This is a genomic window from Vibrio sp. 1731 (assembly GCF_033339955.1).
Taxonomy (GTDB): domain Bacteria; phylum Pseudomonadota; class Gammaproteobacteria; order Enterobacterales; family Vibrionaceae; genus Vibrio; species Vibrio alginolyticus.
This window is the reverse complement of record NZ_JAWOVO010000009.1, coordinates 97773-113153: the sequence shown is the minus strand read 5'-3', so window position 1 is coordinate 113153 and position 15381 is coordinate 97773. Positions and strand designations below refer to the sequence as shown.

General features: G+C 43.5%; 13 protein-coding genes. 9 read left to right on the top strand and 4 right to left on the bottom strand.

The window, feature by feature from the left end:
- Positions 1 to 77: 77 nt before the first annotated feature.
- A complete protein-coding gene (locus R7035_RS12650; protein WP_047101782.1) occupies positions 78 to 866 on the bottom strand; it encodes an AraC family transcriptional regulator in 789 nt (262 codons plus the stop codon).
- 98 nt (positions 867 to 964) lie between these two features.
- Between R7035_RS12650 and R7035_RS12645 the strand changes: the two genes are divergently transcribed.
- The 3 genes from R7035_RS12645 to R7035_RS12635 all read left to right on the top strand — a co-directional run bounded on the left by R7035_RS12645 (position 965) and on the right by R7035_RS12635 (position 2918).
- Positions 965 to 1870 carry a DMT family transporter gene (locus R7035_RS12645; protein ID WP_262651878.1) on the top strand — a complete coding sequence of 302 codons (906 nt, stop codon included), beginning with the start codon at positions 965 to 967 and terminating at the stop codon, positions 1868 to 1870.
- A 145-nt stretch (positions 1871 to 2015) separates the two neighbouring features.
- Positions 2016 to 2501, top strand: a complete 486-nt coding sequence (locus tag R7035_RS12640) for an acyl-CoA thioesterase (protein ID WP_005375279.1) — start codon at positions 2016 to 2018, stop codon at positions 2499 to 2501.
- A 171-nt stretch (positions 2502 to 2672) separates the two neighbouring features.
- On the top strand, positions 2673 to 2918 hold the full coding sequence (locus tag R7035_RS12635; RefSeq protein ID WP_005375277.1) for a hypothetical protein: 246 nt from the start codon (positions 2673 to 2675) through the stop codon (positions 2916 to 2918).
- Between the two features lie 367 nt (positions 2919 to 3285).
- Here R7035_RS12635 and malG read toward each other — a convergent pair whose 3' ends face one another.
- The 3 genes from malG to malE form a co-directional block, all read right to left on the bottom strand.
- The gene (gene malG, locus R7035_RS12630; protein ID WP_005375275.1) at positions 3286 to 4176 is read right to left on the bottom strand and encodes a maltose ABC transporter permease MalG; all 891 of its coding nucleotides are present in this window, start codon (positions 4174 to 4176) and stop codon (positions 3286 to 3288) included.
- 12 nt (positions 4177 to 4188) lie between these two features.
- A complete protein-coding gene (gene malF, locus R7035_RS12625; protein WP_005375273.1) occupies positions 4189 to 5763 on the bottom strand; it encodes a maltose ABC transporter permease MalF in 1575 nt (524 codons plus the stop codon).
- 79 nt (positions 5764 to 5842) lie between these two features.
- Positions 5843 to 7021, bottom strand: coding sequence for a maltose/maltodextrin ABC transporter substrate-binding protein MalE (malE, locus tag R7035_RS12620; RefSeq protein ID WP_005375272.1), 1179 nt, complete (start codon positions 7019 to 7021; stop codon positions 5843 to 5845).
- 672 nt (positions 7022 to 7693) lie between these two features.
- Here malE and malK point away from each other — a divergent pair.
- The 6 genes from malK (at position 7694) to R7035_RS12590 (ending at position 15380) form a co-directional block, all read left to right on the top strand.
- The gene (malK, locus tag R7035_RS12615) at positions 7694 to 8812 is read left to right on the top strand and encodes a maltose/maltodextrin ABC transporter ATP-binding protein MalK (protein WP_005375271.1); all 1119 of its coding nucleotides are present in this window, start codon (positions 7694 to 7696) and stop codon (positions 8810 to 8812) included.
- A 422-nt stretch (positions 8813 to 9234) separates the two neighbouring features.
- Positions 9235 to 10635, top strand: a complete 1401-nt coding sequence (locus tag R7035_RS12610; protein WP_033906767.1) for an undecaprenyl-phosphate glucose phosphotransferase — start codon at positions 9235 to 9237, stop codon at positions 10633 to 10635.
- Between the two features lie 10 nt (positions 10636 to 10645).
- Positions 10646 to 11851, top strand: a complete 1206-nt coding sequence (locus R7035_RS12605; RefSeq protein ID WP_318146154.1) for an outer membrane beta-barrel protein — start codon at positions 10646 to 10648, stop codon at positions 11849 to 11851.
- Between the two features lie 12 nt (positions 11852 to 11863).
- Positions 11864 to 12397: a polysaccharide biosynthesis/export family protein gene (locus R7035_RS12600; RefSeq protein WP_005375265.1), complete on the top strand. Its 534-nt coding sequence runs from the start codon at positions 11864 to 11866 to the stop codon at positions 12395 to 12397.
- 15 nt (positions 12398 to 12412) lie between these two features.
- Entirely contained in the window at positions 12413 to 14593 is a 2181-nt protein-coding gene (locus R7035_RS12595) for a GumC family protein (RefSeq protein WP_171344158.1), read from the top strand.
- A complete protein-coding gene (locus R7035_RS12590) occupies positions 14571 to 15380 on the top strand; it encodes a putative capsular polysaccharide synthesis family protein (protein ID WP_262651880.1) in 810 nt (269 codons plus the stop codon). Before R7035_RS12595 ends, R7035_RS12590 begins: the two co-directional genes overlap by 23 nt.
- Position 15381: the final 1 nt, after the last annotated feature.

Genomic DNA, 15381 nt, shown 5'->3' with positions numbered 1-15381 from the left:
CTTTCCAATACCATCAGCTTTTCGAGTCGGTCATCATACAGCGCATTGTCAATTTTTTTAAAATAGACTCTACACTTTTACAACAATCGATTCTTGTATTGCTCCGGTGTCATGCCGGAGTATTTCTTGAACATCGCGATAAAAGGGCTAGCTTGGTTATAACCTAACGTCAGAGCGACTTCTTTCACAGTCTGCCCTTTACGCAGCAACTCCATAGAATGTAAATATCGCACACGTAAGCGCCACTCAGTAAAGCTCATGCCCAACTCACTCTGGCAATGTCTCGCTAACGTGCGTTCTGTAGTATGCACTTTTGCCGCCCACTCCGCCAAACTGATCTCATCCGTCGGCGATTCTTCTACTGCTTTTAAAATCGGTTCAAGATACTTATTGTCGGTAGTCGGTAAAAAGTGATGTTCGACTTCTTGCTTTGCAAGCTGGTCCAATAACACTTGTACCAAGCGCTTGTCTTCATCAGTTTGCGCCACGTTAATGTCTCGCTGACGAAAGTCCTCAATAATAGATGACACGATTGGAGTCACTTTGATCAAGCTCGTTTTAGTTGGAAAATGCGCCGTCAATTCAGGGGCAATGTTCAAAGAACAATATTCGATTGGCTTACGGTTGTAGCTAGTGTGACGAACTCCGGCGGGAACCCAAATAGCAAGATGTGGAGGTGCTAGAAATCTTGTGTCTTCTGCATCCATCTCCAGAATCCCACCGCTGATCAGTTGCACTTGCCCCCAAGGGTGGCTATGAATTCGTGTTTCTGTATTAGAGAGAAACGCTTCGAAATTCATAAATACATCTGATGGCGCACGATCGATTGATAAGGAGGGGTGAAGATTTCTGGCGCTCTTTTTCAAAATTGTCTTCCTATCGCTTACGATGTCTTTTAAGAGATACTTTTTATTATAAAGACCTGCCAGACTAGCGCCATCAATAATTGTGCTATAGGGTTCTCATGATTTATTTACTTCCGTTTTTCACCGTTATGATTTGGGGTGGTAACTCAATTGTGAACAAGATGGCTGCGAGCGCCATTGAACCAAGTGCGATGAGTTTCTACCGTTGGTTTGTCGCAATGGTACTCCTAACGCCATTTTGCCTGCCTGCAATCATCAAACAACGACACATTATTCGACCTTACTTAGCTAAGTTGGCGTTTCTTGCGTTACTTGGTATGGTTCTCAACCAGTCACTTGGATACTATGCCGGTTTAACAACAACGGCCTCTAATATGGCCCTGATCACCTCTTTAGTTCCTTTGATCAGTGTGTTTTTAAGTGTCCCATTGCTCGGTAAATCTATATCAATGTTAAGTATCGTCGGTGGTGTCATTTCGCTCGGCGGCTTGGCATTTATGCTTGGTCACGGTGATATCACTTACTTTTTACATCAAGACTTAACGCAAGGTGACAGCTTAATGCTCGTTGCTGCCATGGTATACGCGGCTTATTGTGTTCTGCTAAAACGCTGGAAAATGCCATTCAGTAGTCTGACTCTGGTTTACATGCAGGGCGTCTTTTCTGTTTTGATGCTCACACCACTTTGGCTCTCTAGTGAGCAACTGTTACCAAGCCAAGACGCGCTACCATTAATCGCTTATGCTGGTATTGCTGCTTCCATTTTCGCGCCGCTGATGTGGGTAAAAGCGATTGATTCAATTGGTGCTGATTCAAGCGCTATGTTCATGAACCTAATGCCTGTGGTTTCCGTCATACTTGCTTCAACACTAATTGATGAGAAAATTTACGCTTACCATATTATTGGTGGGTTGTTAGTCATCTCTGGCGTTATCCTGTCGCAAATAAAAGTAAGACAGAGAAAACTATTGTCCAATTCTGAGATTGCCTCTACCACCAATTAACATCTACACCCCAAGCCACAGAACTACGCTGTGGCTTGTCACTCCCAGCGTTCGAATAAAAGTTAATGTTTTGTTTCATTCGCTATTCCCGAAAATTCATCTTGCTGCTAAATTGGGAAAACAATAACCCATCAAGGAAAGACAGATGAGCAGTGGTCAAAGAGACATTACCCTTCGCTTTTTAGCAGAACCCAGCGACGTAAATTTTGGCGGAAAAGTGCACGGCGGCGCCGTAATGAAATGGATCGACTTGGCTGCGTACGCCTGTTCTGCAGCGTGGAGTGGTAAATATTGCATTACCGCATATGCTGGCGGCATTCGGTTTGTTGCTCCGATTCATGTCGGCAACTTAGTCGAAGTTAGCGCGAAAGTCATTTATACCGGACGAAGCTCAATGCACATTGCGATTGACGTGCAAGCTAGTGATCCAAAGCAAATGAAAAACAGACTCACCACTCACTGTATCGTTATCATGGTTGCTGTAGATGAAAACGGAAAACCAACCGATGTACCGAAATGGATTCCAGAGTCAGATGAAGACAAAGCCTTAGAGCAATCCGCTATCCGTCTTATGAACATGCGTAAAGAGATTGGGGAAGAAATGGAAGCACACGTTAAATACCTCAAGTAACTGGCATCCGTTAAGAACGCTATTAAGTACCTCAACGTTACCTAGACCCAGAGTGTGGAGCAACATCATGGTTTTGCCATTTGTTTCACGCTCGCCCTTCTCTGTCATAAATCCTTCACCTAGCTTTGCTTAAATCCATCCGTTATTTTAGAGTTGGATAGAGTTTGGATCTTGAGACTAAAAGAAACGACCTTAAGTGAAGAGACGTTGACCAATTTAAAAGCGGTCGAGTACCAGTGGGTGAGAACCATGTACGTCGAGGGGTATAACGAAACAGAAATTAATCATTACATTCAAACTTGCTTTGGCGGTGACGTTACCTTTGCTAATCTATTTCGTCGCGTCGCACTGCAGCAAGAAAGCTTGTACACGCTGCTTCAATACGTTGGATGCGCACCTTCCAGCCGAGAGTTTTAATCTCTTCCTTCCCTACCTCAATTTAGCTTTTTACTAAGCTCTAGTTATTTATGTGAAGTGCTACGCAGGGCATTATTCAAGCCCTGTGTAATCCATTGCAAAGCCGCTAATCTCTATCTACTTATTGCAAAATTGCCTTTAACAGGCATAAAAAAACCTGAGTCTAAACTCAGGTTATGGTTACAAAAACTGTTAGTGATTGAATCGTAAGGAACTAAGCTAACAGCCAGCTATGCGTAACGCCAATAAAAGCCAAGATATTACTGATCGGCGGCCAAACCAAAATTGTAATATCCGTGCTAAGTATAAGGGCGACCATGTGGTCGCCCTTTTCTAGTTATTCTTATCAATCTCAGACCACAAGAGATTATCCTTTCACACCACCAGCGGTTAGACCACCAACCAACCAGCGCTGCGCAAGTAAGAATACGGCAGTGATTGGCACTGCTGAAAGTACAGCAGCTGCGGCAAAGTCACCCCACAAGTAGTTTTGTGGATATAGGTATTGCTGCATACCCACTGCAAGTGTGTACGAGTCTACATCAGAAAGCAGTAGTGACGCTACAGGAACTTCACCAATTACCATGATGAACGACAAGATGAAGACTACCGCTAGGATTGGTACAGACAGTGGCAGCAATACCAAACGGAATGCTTGCCATGGTGTAGCACCATCAAGAGCCGCCGCTTCTTCTAGAGACGAGTCAATACTTTCGAAGTAGCCTTTAATGGTCCATACGTGCAGTGCGATACCACCTAAGTAAGCGAAGATCAGACCGCCATGCGTATTCAGGCCAAGGAAAGGAATGTACTGACCCAGTTTGTCGAACAACGCGTACAGAGCAACCAGTGCCAACACCGCAGGGAACATCTGGAAGATCATCATCGCTTTAAGAATGGTGTTCTTACCTTTGAACTTCATACGAGCAAACGCGTAAGCCGATGTGGTTGATAGCGCCACGATTAGGATTGCAGAAATACCACCCACTTTTACAGAGTTCCACAGCCATGTCATTACTGGGAATGGTGGCGGTGTAACTGTACCGTCTGGATTAGTCACCGAGAAACCTAATGCCAATTTCCAGTGATCAAGTGTTGGGTTGTCTGGGATCAGGCTACCCGTTGCAAAGTTACCTTCACGGAATGAAATCGCGATGATCATCAGCAAAGGGAAAATAATCAGTGCCAAGAATGCCCACATTGCAATATGAGTAGCCCAAACACGATACTTTAATGACTTACCTTGTACCATTGCCATTGTAATTTCTCCTTAGTCCTGAGCTACTTTAGTTACGCGTAGGTTGATAAGTGCCAATGCGCCAACCAATAGGAAGATAAGCGTTGCTACTGCACTTGCTAGACCGAAGTCTTGACCACCAGCACCTTCGAATGCGATTCGGTAGGTGTAACTTACTAGCAGGTCGGTGTAACCCGCAGGCTCTGATGTACCAATCATGTTTGGACCACCGCCAGTCAACAACTGGATAAGTACGAAGTTGTTGAAGTTAAATGCAAAACTCGCGATCAACAATGGTGTTAACGGCTTCAACATCATTGGTAGTGTGATACGTGTGAAGTTCGTGACAAAGTTCGCACCATCAATTGCTGATGCTTCATATAAATCGTCTGGAATCGCTTTTAGTAAGCCCATACACAAAATCATCATGTAAGGGAAACCAAGCCAAGTGTTCACAATTAAGATCATGGTTTTCGCCATGAACGGGTCAGAGAACCAAGCCGGGCTAATGCCGAACAAGCCTTCCAACAACATGTTGATCTCACCAAAGCTTTGGTTAAACAAACCTTTAAAGATCAAGATAGAAATAAACGCCGGAACTGCATAAGGCAGGATTAGCAACAAACGATAAACTGAGCGACCTTTAAGTGCTTCCCACTGAACCACACTGGCAAGGACAAGACCAATAACAAGCGTAAACAATACGGTTAGCGCAGAGAAAACAATGGTCCAGATAAAGATACTGATAAACGGCTCTTTGATACCATCATCTTTCCAAACACGCTCAAAGTTGTGGGTACCAATGTTCACCACGAAACCTGGTGACACTGTGCTACCAACAAATTGACCGTTTTCATCGACAGGCTGGTAGTAACCTACTTCCATATTTGGACGTAGCGTTTCTTCAGTCCGGTTGTTGTAAAGCGTTTCACCATCTTCTTGTAATGTGTACAAAGGTACAACTGCAGCAAATTTGCGCAGCCCACTCATGCGGATATCATCACCACTTGGCAAATGTAAATCGACACTGCTCAACGCACTGCGGTTCTTAACAATCGCCTTGATTGATTCTTTTTCACCCGTTACTTCTTCAATTGGTGAAAGATCAAACTCCGATGCTGAAAGGTTATCAAGCTGAAAAGTCGGGCTTGCAAGTAGCTCACCATCTTTTTCAACCACAAGTTGATGGCCTTGCTCCGTTTTATACAAAGTGAACGGGTAGCTATCACCACTTTGGTAAGTTCGGTCCAAAAGTACGTTCTGAGCGCGATCAAAAGAGAGTTGGTTCTTCGCGCTATAGTTGGTAAACGCCAAACCTATGGTGTACGCCAAAGGAAAAAGAATGAAAAGGATCATCCCTGCTATACCAGGGTAGATGTAACGGTGTGCGTACGTCTTTTTACTACCAAAGATGAACAACGCTAAAGCGGTAAGAATGAGCGTAAGTAGTGCAAACGCAATCTCACCGCGAGAATACATAAGGATTGTTGCGTAGCCATTGATGATGCCGACTGTGCCTAAAAGTGACCATTTCATGAACACTTTTTTGCTGCTCGGAAGGCTGGCTTCTGGTGCTGTCATAGCATTTGTACCTTGAACTGACTGCATAGGGAACCTGCTAGCGAATATAGAATAAATATAGAAAAGTAAGGAGGAGTTGCCCCCTCCTTAAAAAGGTCTTACTTAATTATTTAGTCATTTGTTTTTCTGCATCTGCAAGAGCTGCATCGACAGTTTGACGACCGTCAACTACGTTGATGATTGCGTTCTTAGCCGCCCCCCAGAATGCGTTCATTTGAGGGATATTTGGCATGATTTCGCCGTTCATCGCATTGTCCATTGTTGCTGCGATACGAGTATCTGAATCTAGCTCACGTTGGAACGAGTTAAGTGCTACCGCACCTAGAGGCTTATCGTTGTTAACCATACGTAGGCCATCGTTTGTTAGTAGGTAGTTCTCAATGAACTCAACTGCTAGATCTTTGTTTGGAGACGCAGTGCTGATACCAGCCGTTAGAACACCAACGAATGGCTTAGAAGATTGACCTTGGAACTTAGGTAGCGTAGTCACGCCGTAGTTAACGCCAGACTTCTCAATGTTGCCCCAAGACCATGGACCGTTGATCGTCATCGCTGTTTTGCCTTGGTTGAACGCAGACTCAGACACTGAGTAATCCATATCCGCAGAGATTACGCCTTTATCAACTAAGCCTTTTACGAAGCTCATTGCGTCTTTAACGCCTTCTTTCGCGATACCAGCGTCTTTAACATCGTAACCTTCAGAAGTGTATTTGAACGCGTAGCCGCCATCAGCCGCCATTAGTGGCCAAGTGAAGTACGGTTCTTTTAGGTTCCACATGATTGCAGACTTGCCGTCTTTTTTAAGTTTTGCATCTAATGCTGCAACCTCTTCCCAAGACTTTGGTGGGTTTGGAACTAGGTCTTTGTTGTAGATTAGAGATAGAGACTCAACCGCAACTGGATAGCCGATCAATTTGCCGTCGTAACGTACTGCATCCCAAGCGAAATCAACGATACCTTCTTGAATATTCTTAGAAGGTTTAATTTCTGCTAGCAGGCCAGCTTCTGCGTAACCACCGAAACGGTCGTGAGCCCAGAATACGATATCAGGACCGTCGCCAGTCGCTGCAGTTTGAGGGAATTTGTCTTGAAGGCCATCTGGGTGAGCCACAGTCACTTTAATGCCTGTGTCTTCTTCAAATTTCTTACCAACTTCAGCAAGGCCGTTGTAGCCTTTATCACCGTTGATCCAGATAGTAAGTTGTCCTTCTTCGATGGCAGCATTAGCACCAAAAGAACCCAAAGCAACAAGAGTACCTAGTGCTACAGCGCTTAACTTTTTCATGTTCGTATCCTTTTTATATTTTTGATGTAGGGCTAGTCCATTGAGGTTCAGCCGTATTTCGACATATATCATCTGAAATAATCCAATATGTCTCATCCTCCTAATCCCTACGCCCTTACAATTATGACGTATTTTCGTGATCTAAATCGCCAAGGGTAAGAGACTCAAATCACAAAATGGATAGTTCCTGTGATCGGTTTCAACTTTAGGTGGTGCAATAATGTGATTTCCGACCAACTGCTTTCTTCCTCCTCCTTTTTTACTCCTCCCTTTCTACTCCCCCTACAATTATTTCTATTAGGAGGATGTCGCACTACGCACAATCTTAGAAACTGCAGTCATCCAAGAGTGGATGGTAAGAACCCTTTCCCAGCAGTGCCTACGTATTAGGAAAAAGATTTGCTGGTTTTGCATTGCCAGACGAGTGGAATGTCATTATTAGTGTTGTTTGTGGTAATTATTTCACGGGGGAGACAATACGAATAATGTGGGGGAGAGAAACTCGTACTTGGCTATGATGGGTAGCACTTCTATTCAGGACATTTTATTGAAGTGCTACCCTACTTTTCTTACCAACCGCAAGAACTTACCGATTCCTACTGTTACTGCTCGCTAGATAATTCATATAATGATGAGCGGTGAATAATAAAAAATTGATCGAGGACGAGCTACATGGCGAGTGTCACGTTAAAAAATGTTTGTAAAGCGTATGGCGACGTACTGATTTCTAAGAACGTAGACCTAACAATCAACGAAGGTGAATTTGTTGTTTTCGTAGGTCCATCAGGTTGTGGTAAATCTACCCTTTTACGTTGTATTGCCGGTCTTGAAGACATTACTTCAGGTGATTTGTATATTGGTGACCAGCGCATGAATGACGTCGAACCATCCAAACGTGGTGTTGGTATGGTATTCCAGTCTTACGCTCTTTACCCGCACCTTAACTTATATGACAACATGTCATTTGGCTTGAAACTAGCAAAAGCAGACAAAGCAGAAATCGACAAGCGTGTTGAACAAGCAGCAGAAATCCTACAACTAGGCCACTTGCTTGAGCGCCAACCAAAAGCACTTTCTGGTGGACAGCGTCAACGTGTGGCGATTGGCCGAACATTGGTATCGCAGCCAAATGTATTCCTTCTAGACGAGCCACTATCAAACTTGGATGCGGCACTGCGTGTAAACATGCGTGCACAAATTACTAAGCTACAACGCCAACTTGGTTGTACCATGATCTACGTAACGCACGATCAGGTAGAAGCGATGACAATGGCAGATAAAATCGTTGTACTAGACGGCGGTTATGTATCGCAAGTTGGTAAGCCGCTTGAGCTTTACCATTACCCACAAAACCGCTTTGTAGCTGGCTTTATCGGTTCTCCGAAAATGAACTTCATGAGCGTATTCATTGATGAAGTAGAAGCAGAGCGCGTCAAAGTTCAACTATCTAACGGCGTATCTTTCTGGATTCCGGTGGATGGTACAACCGTTAACCGCGGCGACCGAATGTCTTTAGGCATTCGCCCTGAGCACCTATTATCCGCTTCTGAAGCTGATGCAAGTATTCACGGTGAAGTGATGATTGTTGAGAAGCTAGGTAACGAAACTCAAGTATACCTAAATCTAGAAGGCGCGGACGCCGACGTTATTTTCCGTCAGCCTGACACGCTTGCAGTCGACACTGGCGATAAAATCGAGATCGGTATTCCAGCTCATCGTTGTCACCTGTTCCACAGTGATGGTCGCGCATGCCGCCGCCTATACAAAGAAAACGGCGTAGAAGTCGAATAGTTCATTCGTCCTTACTCAAAAAAATCCCTCTCACTTGAGAGGGATTTTTTTATCTTAATAAATATCAGCAATTCGATACTAAATCATTAATCGTTAACGAATCAAATCACCCGTTTCTTCTAACCTCACATAAACCATTGTCTTTGTACTGATACTTCATTTTTAATACTTTTCCTCATTCCTCATAAGTAAGTACCAGCTTTTTCCTAACCCGCCAAACTTAGCCAAAGGGCTAAATATCATTCTTATTTCCACTTACCTCAACAAAGCAAATTTTTACACTTATCAACGAAATTACACGTGACAAAAAACTCAGCAGCATTCCACAGAATGCTCTGTGCACTAACTACTAATAACGTTCACGACACGGCAATTGGGGAAGACACCCAAGGGCGGTAGCGTGTCAGAAGGGAAACTGAGTCATGAAACAAAAAGGACTTATCCGCTCTCATGAGATGGAGTTCGCTTTTTTATATCGCATCTCAGATCTTGCTGTCATCGTCTCTTTTATGCTGCTTTTAGTGTTCAAAGACATGAATACTGCGATGGGGAAAGATTACGTCATATTGGCTTTCGTTGGAGGCATCTCCTTTCTATTTATGGCAGAAAGCGGCAATCTGTATCGCTCTTGGCGAACCAGTTCGTTTAAAGAGCAGATGTTTATTGTCTGTGTTGCTTGGGCGGTGACTTCTGCACTTATCTTTATTGTGCTGTATTTTTCTGAAGTCCATACCTTATTTGATAACACAATTTTAGCGCTGTGGTTTGCGATTACGCCCGCTCTGCTTTTAGCATGGCGAGTAACATTCCGTACCGGATTAGCCTATTTGAGAAAAAAAGGATTCAACACTCGCACTGCGATCATCATCGGCCAAACTCCTCACGGCATTACCCTAGCTAACGAAATTCAAAACCACACAGAACACGGCGTGCTTTTTGATGGCTTTTACGACGAACGATCTTCCGACAGATTGCCAAATTCTGATTATCCTATTAAAGGAGCTGTTGACCACGCCCTTGAGCGAGCTAAAAAAGGGGAAGTAGATTACGTCTATATCGCGATGCCAATGCACGCAAAAGAGCGCATTGCGTCACTTCTTAACCAATTCTCAGATACCACCGCAAATACGTATCTGATTCCCGACTTCTTCACTTATAACCTGTTACATTCTCGTTGGGCGCAGATCGGCCAAGTTCAAACACTAAGTGTCTTTGATACACCTTTTGCTGGAATTTCTTCTTGGGTAAAAAGGTTTGAAGACATCTTGTTTTCGAGCATTATTTTGGTCTTAATCGCCCCTATTCTATTCGTCATTGCAATTGGCATTAAGGCAACTTCTAAAGGCCCTGTCATCTTTAAACAACATCGGTACGGTCTTGATGGGCGCAAGATTGAAGTCTGGAAGTTCCGTTCAATGACAACCATGGATCAAGGTTCCAACGTGAAACAGGCGACAAAGAACGATCCTCGTATTACGCCTTTTGGTGGTTTTTTGCGTCGCACCTCTTTGGACGAACTGCCTCAATTTATCAATGTACTGCAAGGGACCATGTCTATTGTTGGTCCACGCCCTCATGCCGTGGCGCACAATGAAGAATACCGTCAGATCGTGGATCGCTACATGCTACGTCACAAAGTAAAACCAGGCATTACTGGCTGGGCGCAAATTAATGGCTATCGCGGCGAAACCGACACCTTAGAAAAAATGGAAAAGAGAGTCGAGTTTGATTTGGATTACATCCACCATTGGTCGGTTTGGATGGACATCAAAATCATCTTTATGACCGTTTTCAAAGGCTTCACTGGTGCTAACGCTTACTAAGGTTAAGATTATGAAGAAACTGACAATGGCAATAGCATTAAGTCTGTTTTCTACTGACTTGCTCGCAGAACCGATGGCTTACCAAACCGAGTCTGGTATAGAGTTGATACCCCTCGTAAAAACTTTCTACGAGGGAGATGACAACATCAATAGAGCGGAAAAATCCGGCAATGTAGAATCGGTCAATATTTGGGGTATAGAACCAAGCTTACTAGCACGTATAGAACGGAATCGCTATCGCGCAGATATTTTATATAAGTTAAAAGCGGGCTTTTCATCTGACGATCGCAACGACTTCGACGACCACACTTTTCAGTTTTCCAACTTTTTCGAATTTAATCATCGTCATCGTTTAGTGGTTGATTACCGTTTTCGCGCCCAGCATGAAGTTCGAGGAGAAGATATTACCGAAGGTAATGGTAGCGCAATCGACTCACCAATAGAGTTCAACCGTAACGATGTAAAAACCAATTATGTCTTTGGATCTAACGGTGCCAAAGGCAGACTCGAATTCGGTTTAGGCTATAGTGATAAAACCTATCAAAACTATCGTGACGGCTTGCCTGGTCGCCCAAACGCTAAAACTAAATACAACGATTTTCGAGCTCCCAATGCACATTTGGAGTTCTATTTAAGAGCGACGCCAAGAACCTATTGGTTAGTCGGAACAAACCAAATCGTAACCGAGTATCAGCACCGAAATTCTGCGCAGCCATCGAAAGATAACAACACCAGTTTCTATTACACCGGTGCCGAATGGGAAGTCACAGGAAAAACCAAAGGCATCGCTCGACTCGGTTATCAAATCAAAGATTTTGACAGCGCTCAACGAGAGACATTTAAAGGCTTTAGTTGGGATATCGGCTTTGAATGGTTGCCTCAAGAACAAACTCTAGTCAGCGTGAAAACCACTCAAGCGGCGGTTAACCCCGATCAAGATGGCGATTACAACCTACAAACTCGTTACCGACTGAACCTCAAGCACGATTGGAATAGTTACCTTGCAACTCGCTTAGCTGCTGTTTATCAACAAGATGATTACACGGGAATCTCCAGAAACGACGATCGGTACACTCTATCTTTTGGTATCGATTATCAGATCAAACGTTGGATACAGCTGCAAGCCGATTGGCAATACCAAGATAAAAACTCTAGCCGATCGGGTTATAGCTTCGAACAAAACATTTGGACTTTAAGCGCACAGTTTTCTCTGTAAAAAGGATTATTAATGAAGGCATTCATCAAATTCATGAGTGTAGCGTTGTTGCTATTTAGCACTTTGGTCAACGCTGACTCAAACGAGGAAGATTACTTACTCGATACTGGCGATACCATTTCCGTGCAGGTCTATGGTGAAGAAGATCTTACGATTAAAAATATTCTAATAACGTCAGATGGCTACTTTGATTACCCCTACCTTGGCCGAATTAAAGCAATCAAAAAAACACCGAAACAACTCAAGTACGAAATAGAAACGGGCTTGAAAGGCGATTATCTCATAAATCCAAAAGTGATGGTTACCATCAATAATTTTCGTCTGTTTTACGTTAATGGCGAAGTTAGGAAACCAGGTGGATTTGAGTACCGTCCAGGGTTAACCATAGAGAAGGCCATCGCTCTAGCAGGCGGCTTGACCGACAGAGCCTCACGCAAAGGCATTAACCTCACCAAGCATAAAACAGGTCAAACGATGGAGGGGGTCAGTATGCACCGCAACGTTGAACCTGGTGACATTGTATTTATTGACCAGAGCTTCTTTTAAGTGACAGGGAATCAAATGAACGGGACTCATCCAAATAATCTCCAGATGAACAAAGTAGAACTGATTCGTTTTGGCCATCACTTCAAAGCGATTAAAAAGAATTGGCTAAGCATCGCAGCATTCACGCTTCTGTTCTCATTAACTTGTACTTGGTATATCTACTCCAAAGCATCGATATACCAAGCTACAGCTACGCTACTCATCCAAGAGGAGCAAAAAAGCGCCCTTTCAATCGAGGAAGTATATGGCGTCGACACGACAAAAAAAGAGTACTTTCAAACGCAAATCGCCATTTTAAAATCGAATCATATTGCAGATAAGGTCATTAGGGAGCTGAACCTCACCCAATTACCTGAATTCACAAGCTCAGGGGGGTTAAATAAAAAAATCGACCAAATAAAGTCGATTCCTTTTGTTCAAGACCTACTGAATGTGGCACCAAGCCCAAAAGAAACCGCGCAGTTTTCAGAGTCCTATTATCAGGCACTTCAAGCTTTCAGAAGTAAACTCGATATTGAGCCAGTACGTAACACCCAATTAGTCAGAATTCGCTTTCGTTCTACCGATCCTAAGCTTGCTACGACAATCGCCAACGCGGTCGGCCAAGCCTATATTGACGCAAATTTTGAAGCCAAATTGGTCGTTACACAAAATGCGGCTACTTGGTTGACAAATAACTCTCAAAAATTGGAGGAGCGATTACGTAACTCGGAGCAAGCGCTGCAAGAATTCTTGTTAAAAGAAGGGTTGATCGATATAAACGGTATTGATGAAATTTACGCAAATGAGCTAGAAGAACTCACTCGCAAGCTGAATATCGCTGTTAATAAGCGTATTGAAGCGCAGACGTTAATCCAACTGTTACGACGTAAATCTTCGCAAAGTTTAGACAGCTTGTTGTCAATTGATGAATTCGCTAATCAAGCGCAAATCCGCGATCTAAAATTGTCGGAAGCACAGGCAGCCAAAAATCTCTCTGAACTGGCACAGCGCTACGGACCTAAGCATGATCGAATGATTCAGGCGAAAGCACAGCTTGCTGAAATTCAATCAAGAACCCAGCAACTCATCCGGGACATTTCCTTCAGTAAGCAACAAGACCTTCTTGCTGCAAAAGCGCAAGAGGACATGCTTCGAGCAGAACTCGATAACAAAAAGTCAGACTTCCAATCGTTAGGGTCACAAAAAGCGCGTTACGAACAGTTAAAACGCGAGGTTGAATCCAATAAGGCACTCTATGAAGCGTTCTTAAATCGTGAGAAAGAGACCAACGCCACCAGCGACTACAAGAATGTCACTGCTCGCTTTACTGATAAAGCCATCATTCCTCTATTCCCGGTGGCACCACAACGAATCAAACTAGTACTGATTGCCACCTTTTTTGGCTTTGCCATTGCTTGCGCTCTGGTCATCATCTTAGAAACGATGCGAGAAGTTATCCGAAGCACAGCCGATGTGCAGGAGAAACTTGGTGTTACGTGTTTAGGTGTGATTCCTATGGTCAAAAAACGCAATTTGCGTAAAAACGGCGTCAGTTATACCGCGTATTTAGATGATGAAGAAAAGCTATTTAGTGAAGCTTGCCGCTCCGTCAGAACCTCGCTTCTGCTCAGATTAACCAACACGAAGCAAAAGATATTGCCCTTTACCTCTGCTATTCCAGAAGAAGGAAAAACATCGACCAGTATCAATATGGCGGTGTCGTTTTCAAAAATGGAAAAGGTGTTGATCATCGACTGCGATTTACGTCGACCTTCCATCGCAAAGCGATTCGGTATTGCTGAATCAAGCCCTGGCTTAACGCATATCCTGACGATGGATACGCCAATCAAAGATTGTATTACACATATAAAAGAAGCCAACTTAGATGTATTACCGGCCGGCCTAATTCCGCCAAACCCACAGGAATTACTGGCTTCTGATCGCTTTAAAAAGTTGCTCGAACATTTTCAAAATAAGTATGACCGGATCATTATCGATACACCGCCCCTACTGTCAGTGAGTGACGCACTTATTCTTGGTCAGTATGCCAATGGTCTGATTACCGTCATTCGCTCAGAATCAACAAAATCATCACTGGTTAACCTTGCGTTATCTAAACAAATACAACACTCAGTTCCATCTCTTGGCGTCTTAATCACACAAGCCAAGGCCAAGGAAGGAGAGACGCTTTATGTCCAGAAATACGCCTACTAACGTAAACCTATCTTGGTACCAAACCTTGAAAAGCCAAGAACAACCGGTATTGATCTATCAAATGGGCAAAGTAGGTTCGAGTGCATTAGAGCATTCCATTCCTAACTCGATTCACTTGCACGACCTTATGACTGTCGATGCGCAAAAACAAATATCCCCTGTTAGAGCGCAATTGCATAAGCCTCAGATCAATGCGTTAAAGCGACGACTAAAGCGCATAACGATGAGCCGCATGTTAAAGCGTAAGAAAAAAGTTCGAATTATCTCGCTGGTGCGTGAACCGATCGGACGAAATGTCTCAATGTTCTTTCAAGCACTTCCTTTTTGGATGGCGGACAAATATCTAAAGGATGACAGCGCAATACGTACCGAACGACCGCAATTACTCCAAGAAGCATTTGATAAGCACATGAATCATCAATATGCGCTGCAGTGGTTTGACAACGAGATCAAACAACTAACAGGGATTGATGTGTTTAACGAGTCTTTTAATCACGAAGTAGGCTATCAAACATACCATAACAATAACTTCTCACTGTTGGTCATTCGAAGTGACAAGCTAACAAAGGCTAACTCCGCAGTTGAAGACTTTTTAGGTTACCCCGTGGATGTTGTTTATGAAAATCAATCAGACAACAAATGGTACTCGCCACTAATGAAAGAATTCAAAACGCAATTTCAACCTACACCCGAGTACGTTGAAGAAATGCTGAATTCTAAATTGACGAAGCACTTTTTCTCAAATACAGAAATCACCGACCTTAAACAGCAATATCTGACCAATTAAT

Bases quoted from the DNA above. Each gene is read 5' to 3' on its own strand.
- R7035_RS12640 (WP_005375279.1), top strand. From the start codon at position 2,016: ATGAGCAGTGGTCAAAGAGACATTACCCTTCGCTTTTTAGCAGAACCC.
- R7035_RS12595 (WP_171344158.1), top strand. From the start codon at position 12,413: ATGAACGGGACTCATCCAAATAATCTCCAGATGAACAAAGTAGAACTG.
- R7035_RS12605 (WP_318146154.1), top strand. From the start codon at position 10,646: ATGAAGAAACTGACAATGGCAATAGCATTAAGTCTGTTTTCTACTGAC.
- malE (WP_005375272.1), bottom strand. From the start codon at position 7,021: ATGAAAAAGTTAAGCGCTGTAGCACTAGGTACTCTTGTTGCTTTGGGT.
- R7035_RS12610 (WP_033906767.1), top strand. From the start codon at position 9,235: ATGAAACAAAAAGGACTTATCCGCTCTCATGAGATGGAGTTCGCTTTT.
- R7035_RS12645 (WP_262651878.1), top strand. From the start codon at position 965: ATGATTTATTTACTTCCGTTTTTCACCGTTATGATTTGGGGTGGTAAC.
- R7035_RS12590 (WP_262651880.1), top strand. From the start codon at position 14,571: ATGTCCAGAAATACGCCTACTAACGTAAACCTATCTTGGTACCAAACC.
- R7035_RS12600 (WP_005375265.1), top strand. From the start codon at position 11,864: ATGAAGGCATTCATCAAATTCATGAGTGTAGCGTTGTTGCTATTTAGC.
- malK (WP_005375271.1), top strand. From the start codon at position 7,694: ATGGCGAGTGTCACGTTAAAAAATGTTTGTAAAGCGTATGGCGACGTA.
- malF (WP_005375273.1), bottom strand. From the start codon at position 5,763: ATGCAGTCAGTTCAAGGTACAAATGCTATGACAGCACCAGAAGCCAGC.
- malG (WP_005375275.1), bottom strand. From the start codon at position 4,176: ATGGCAATGGTACAAGGTAAGTCATTAAAGTATCGTGTTTGGGCTACT.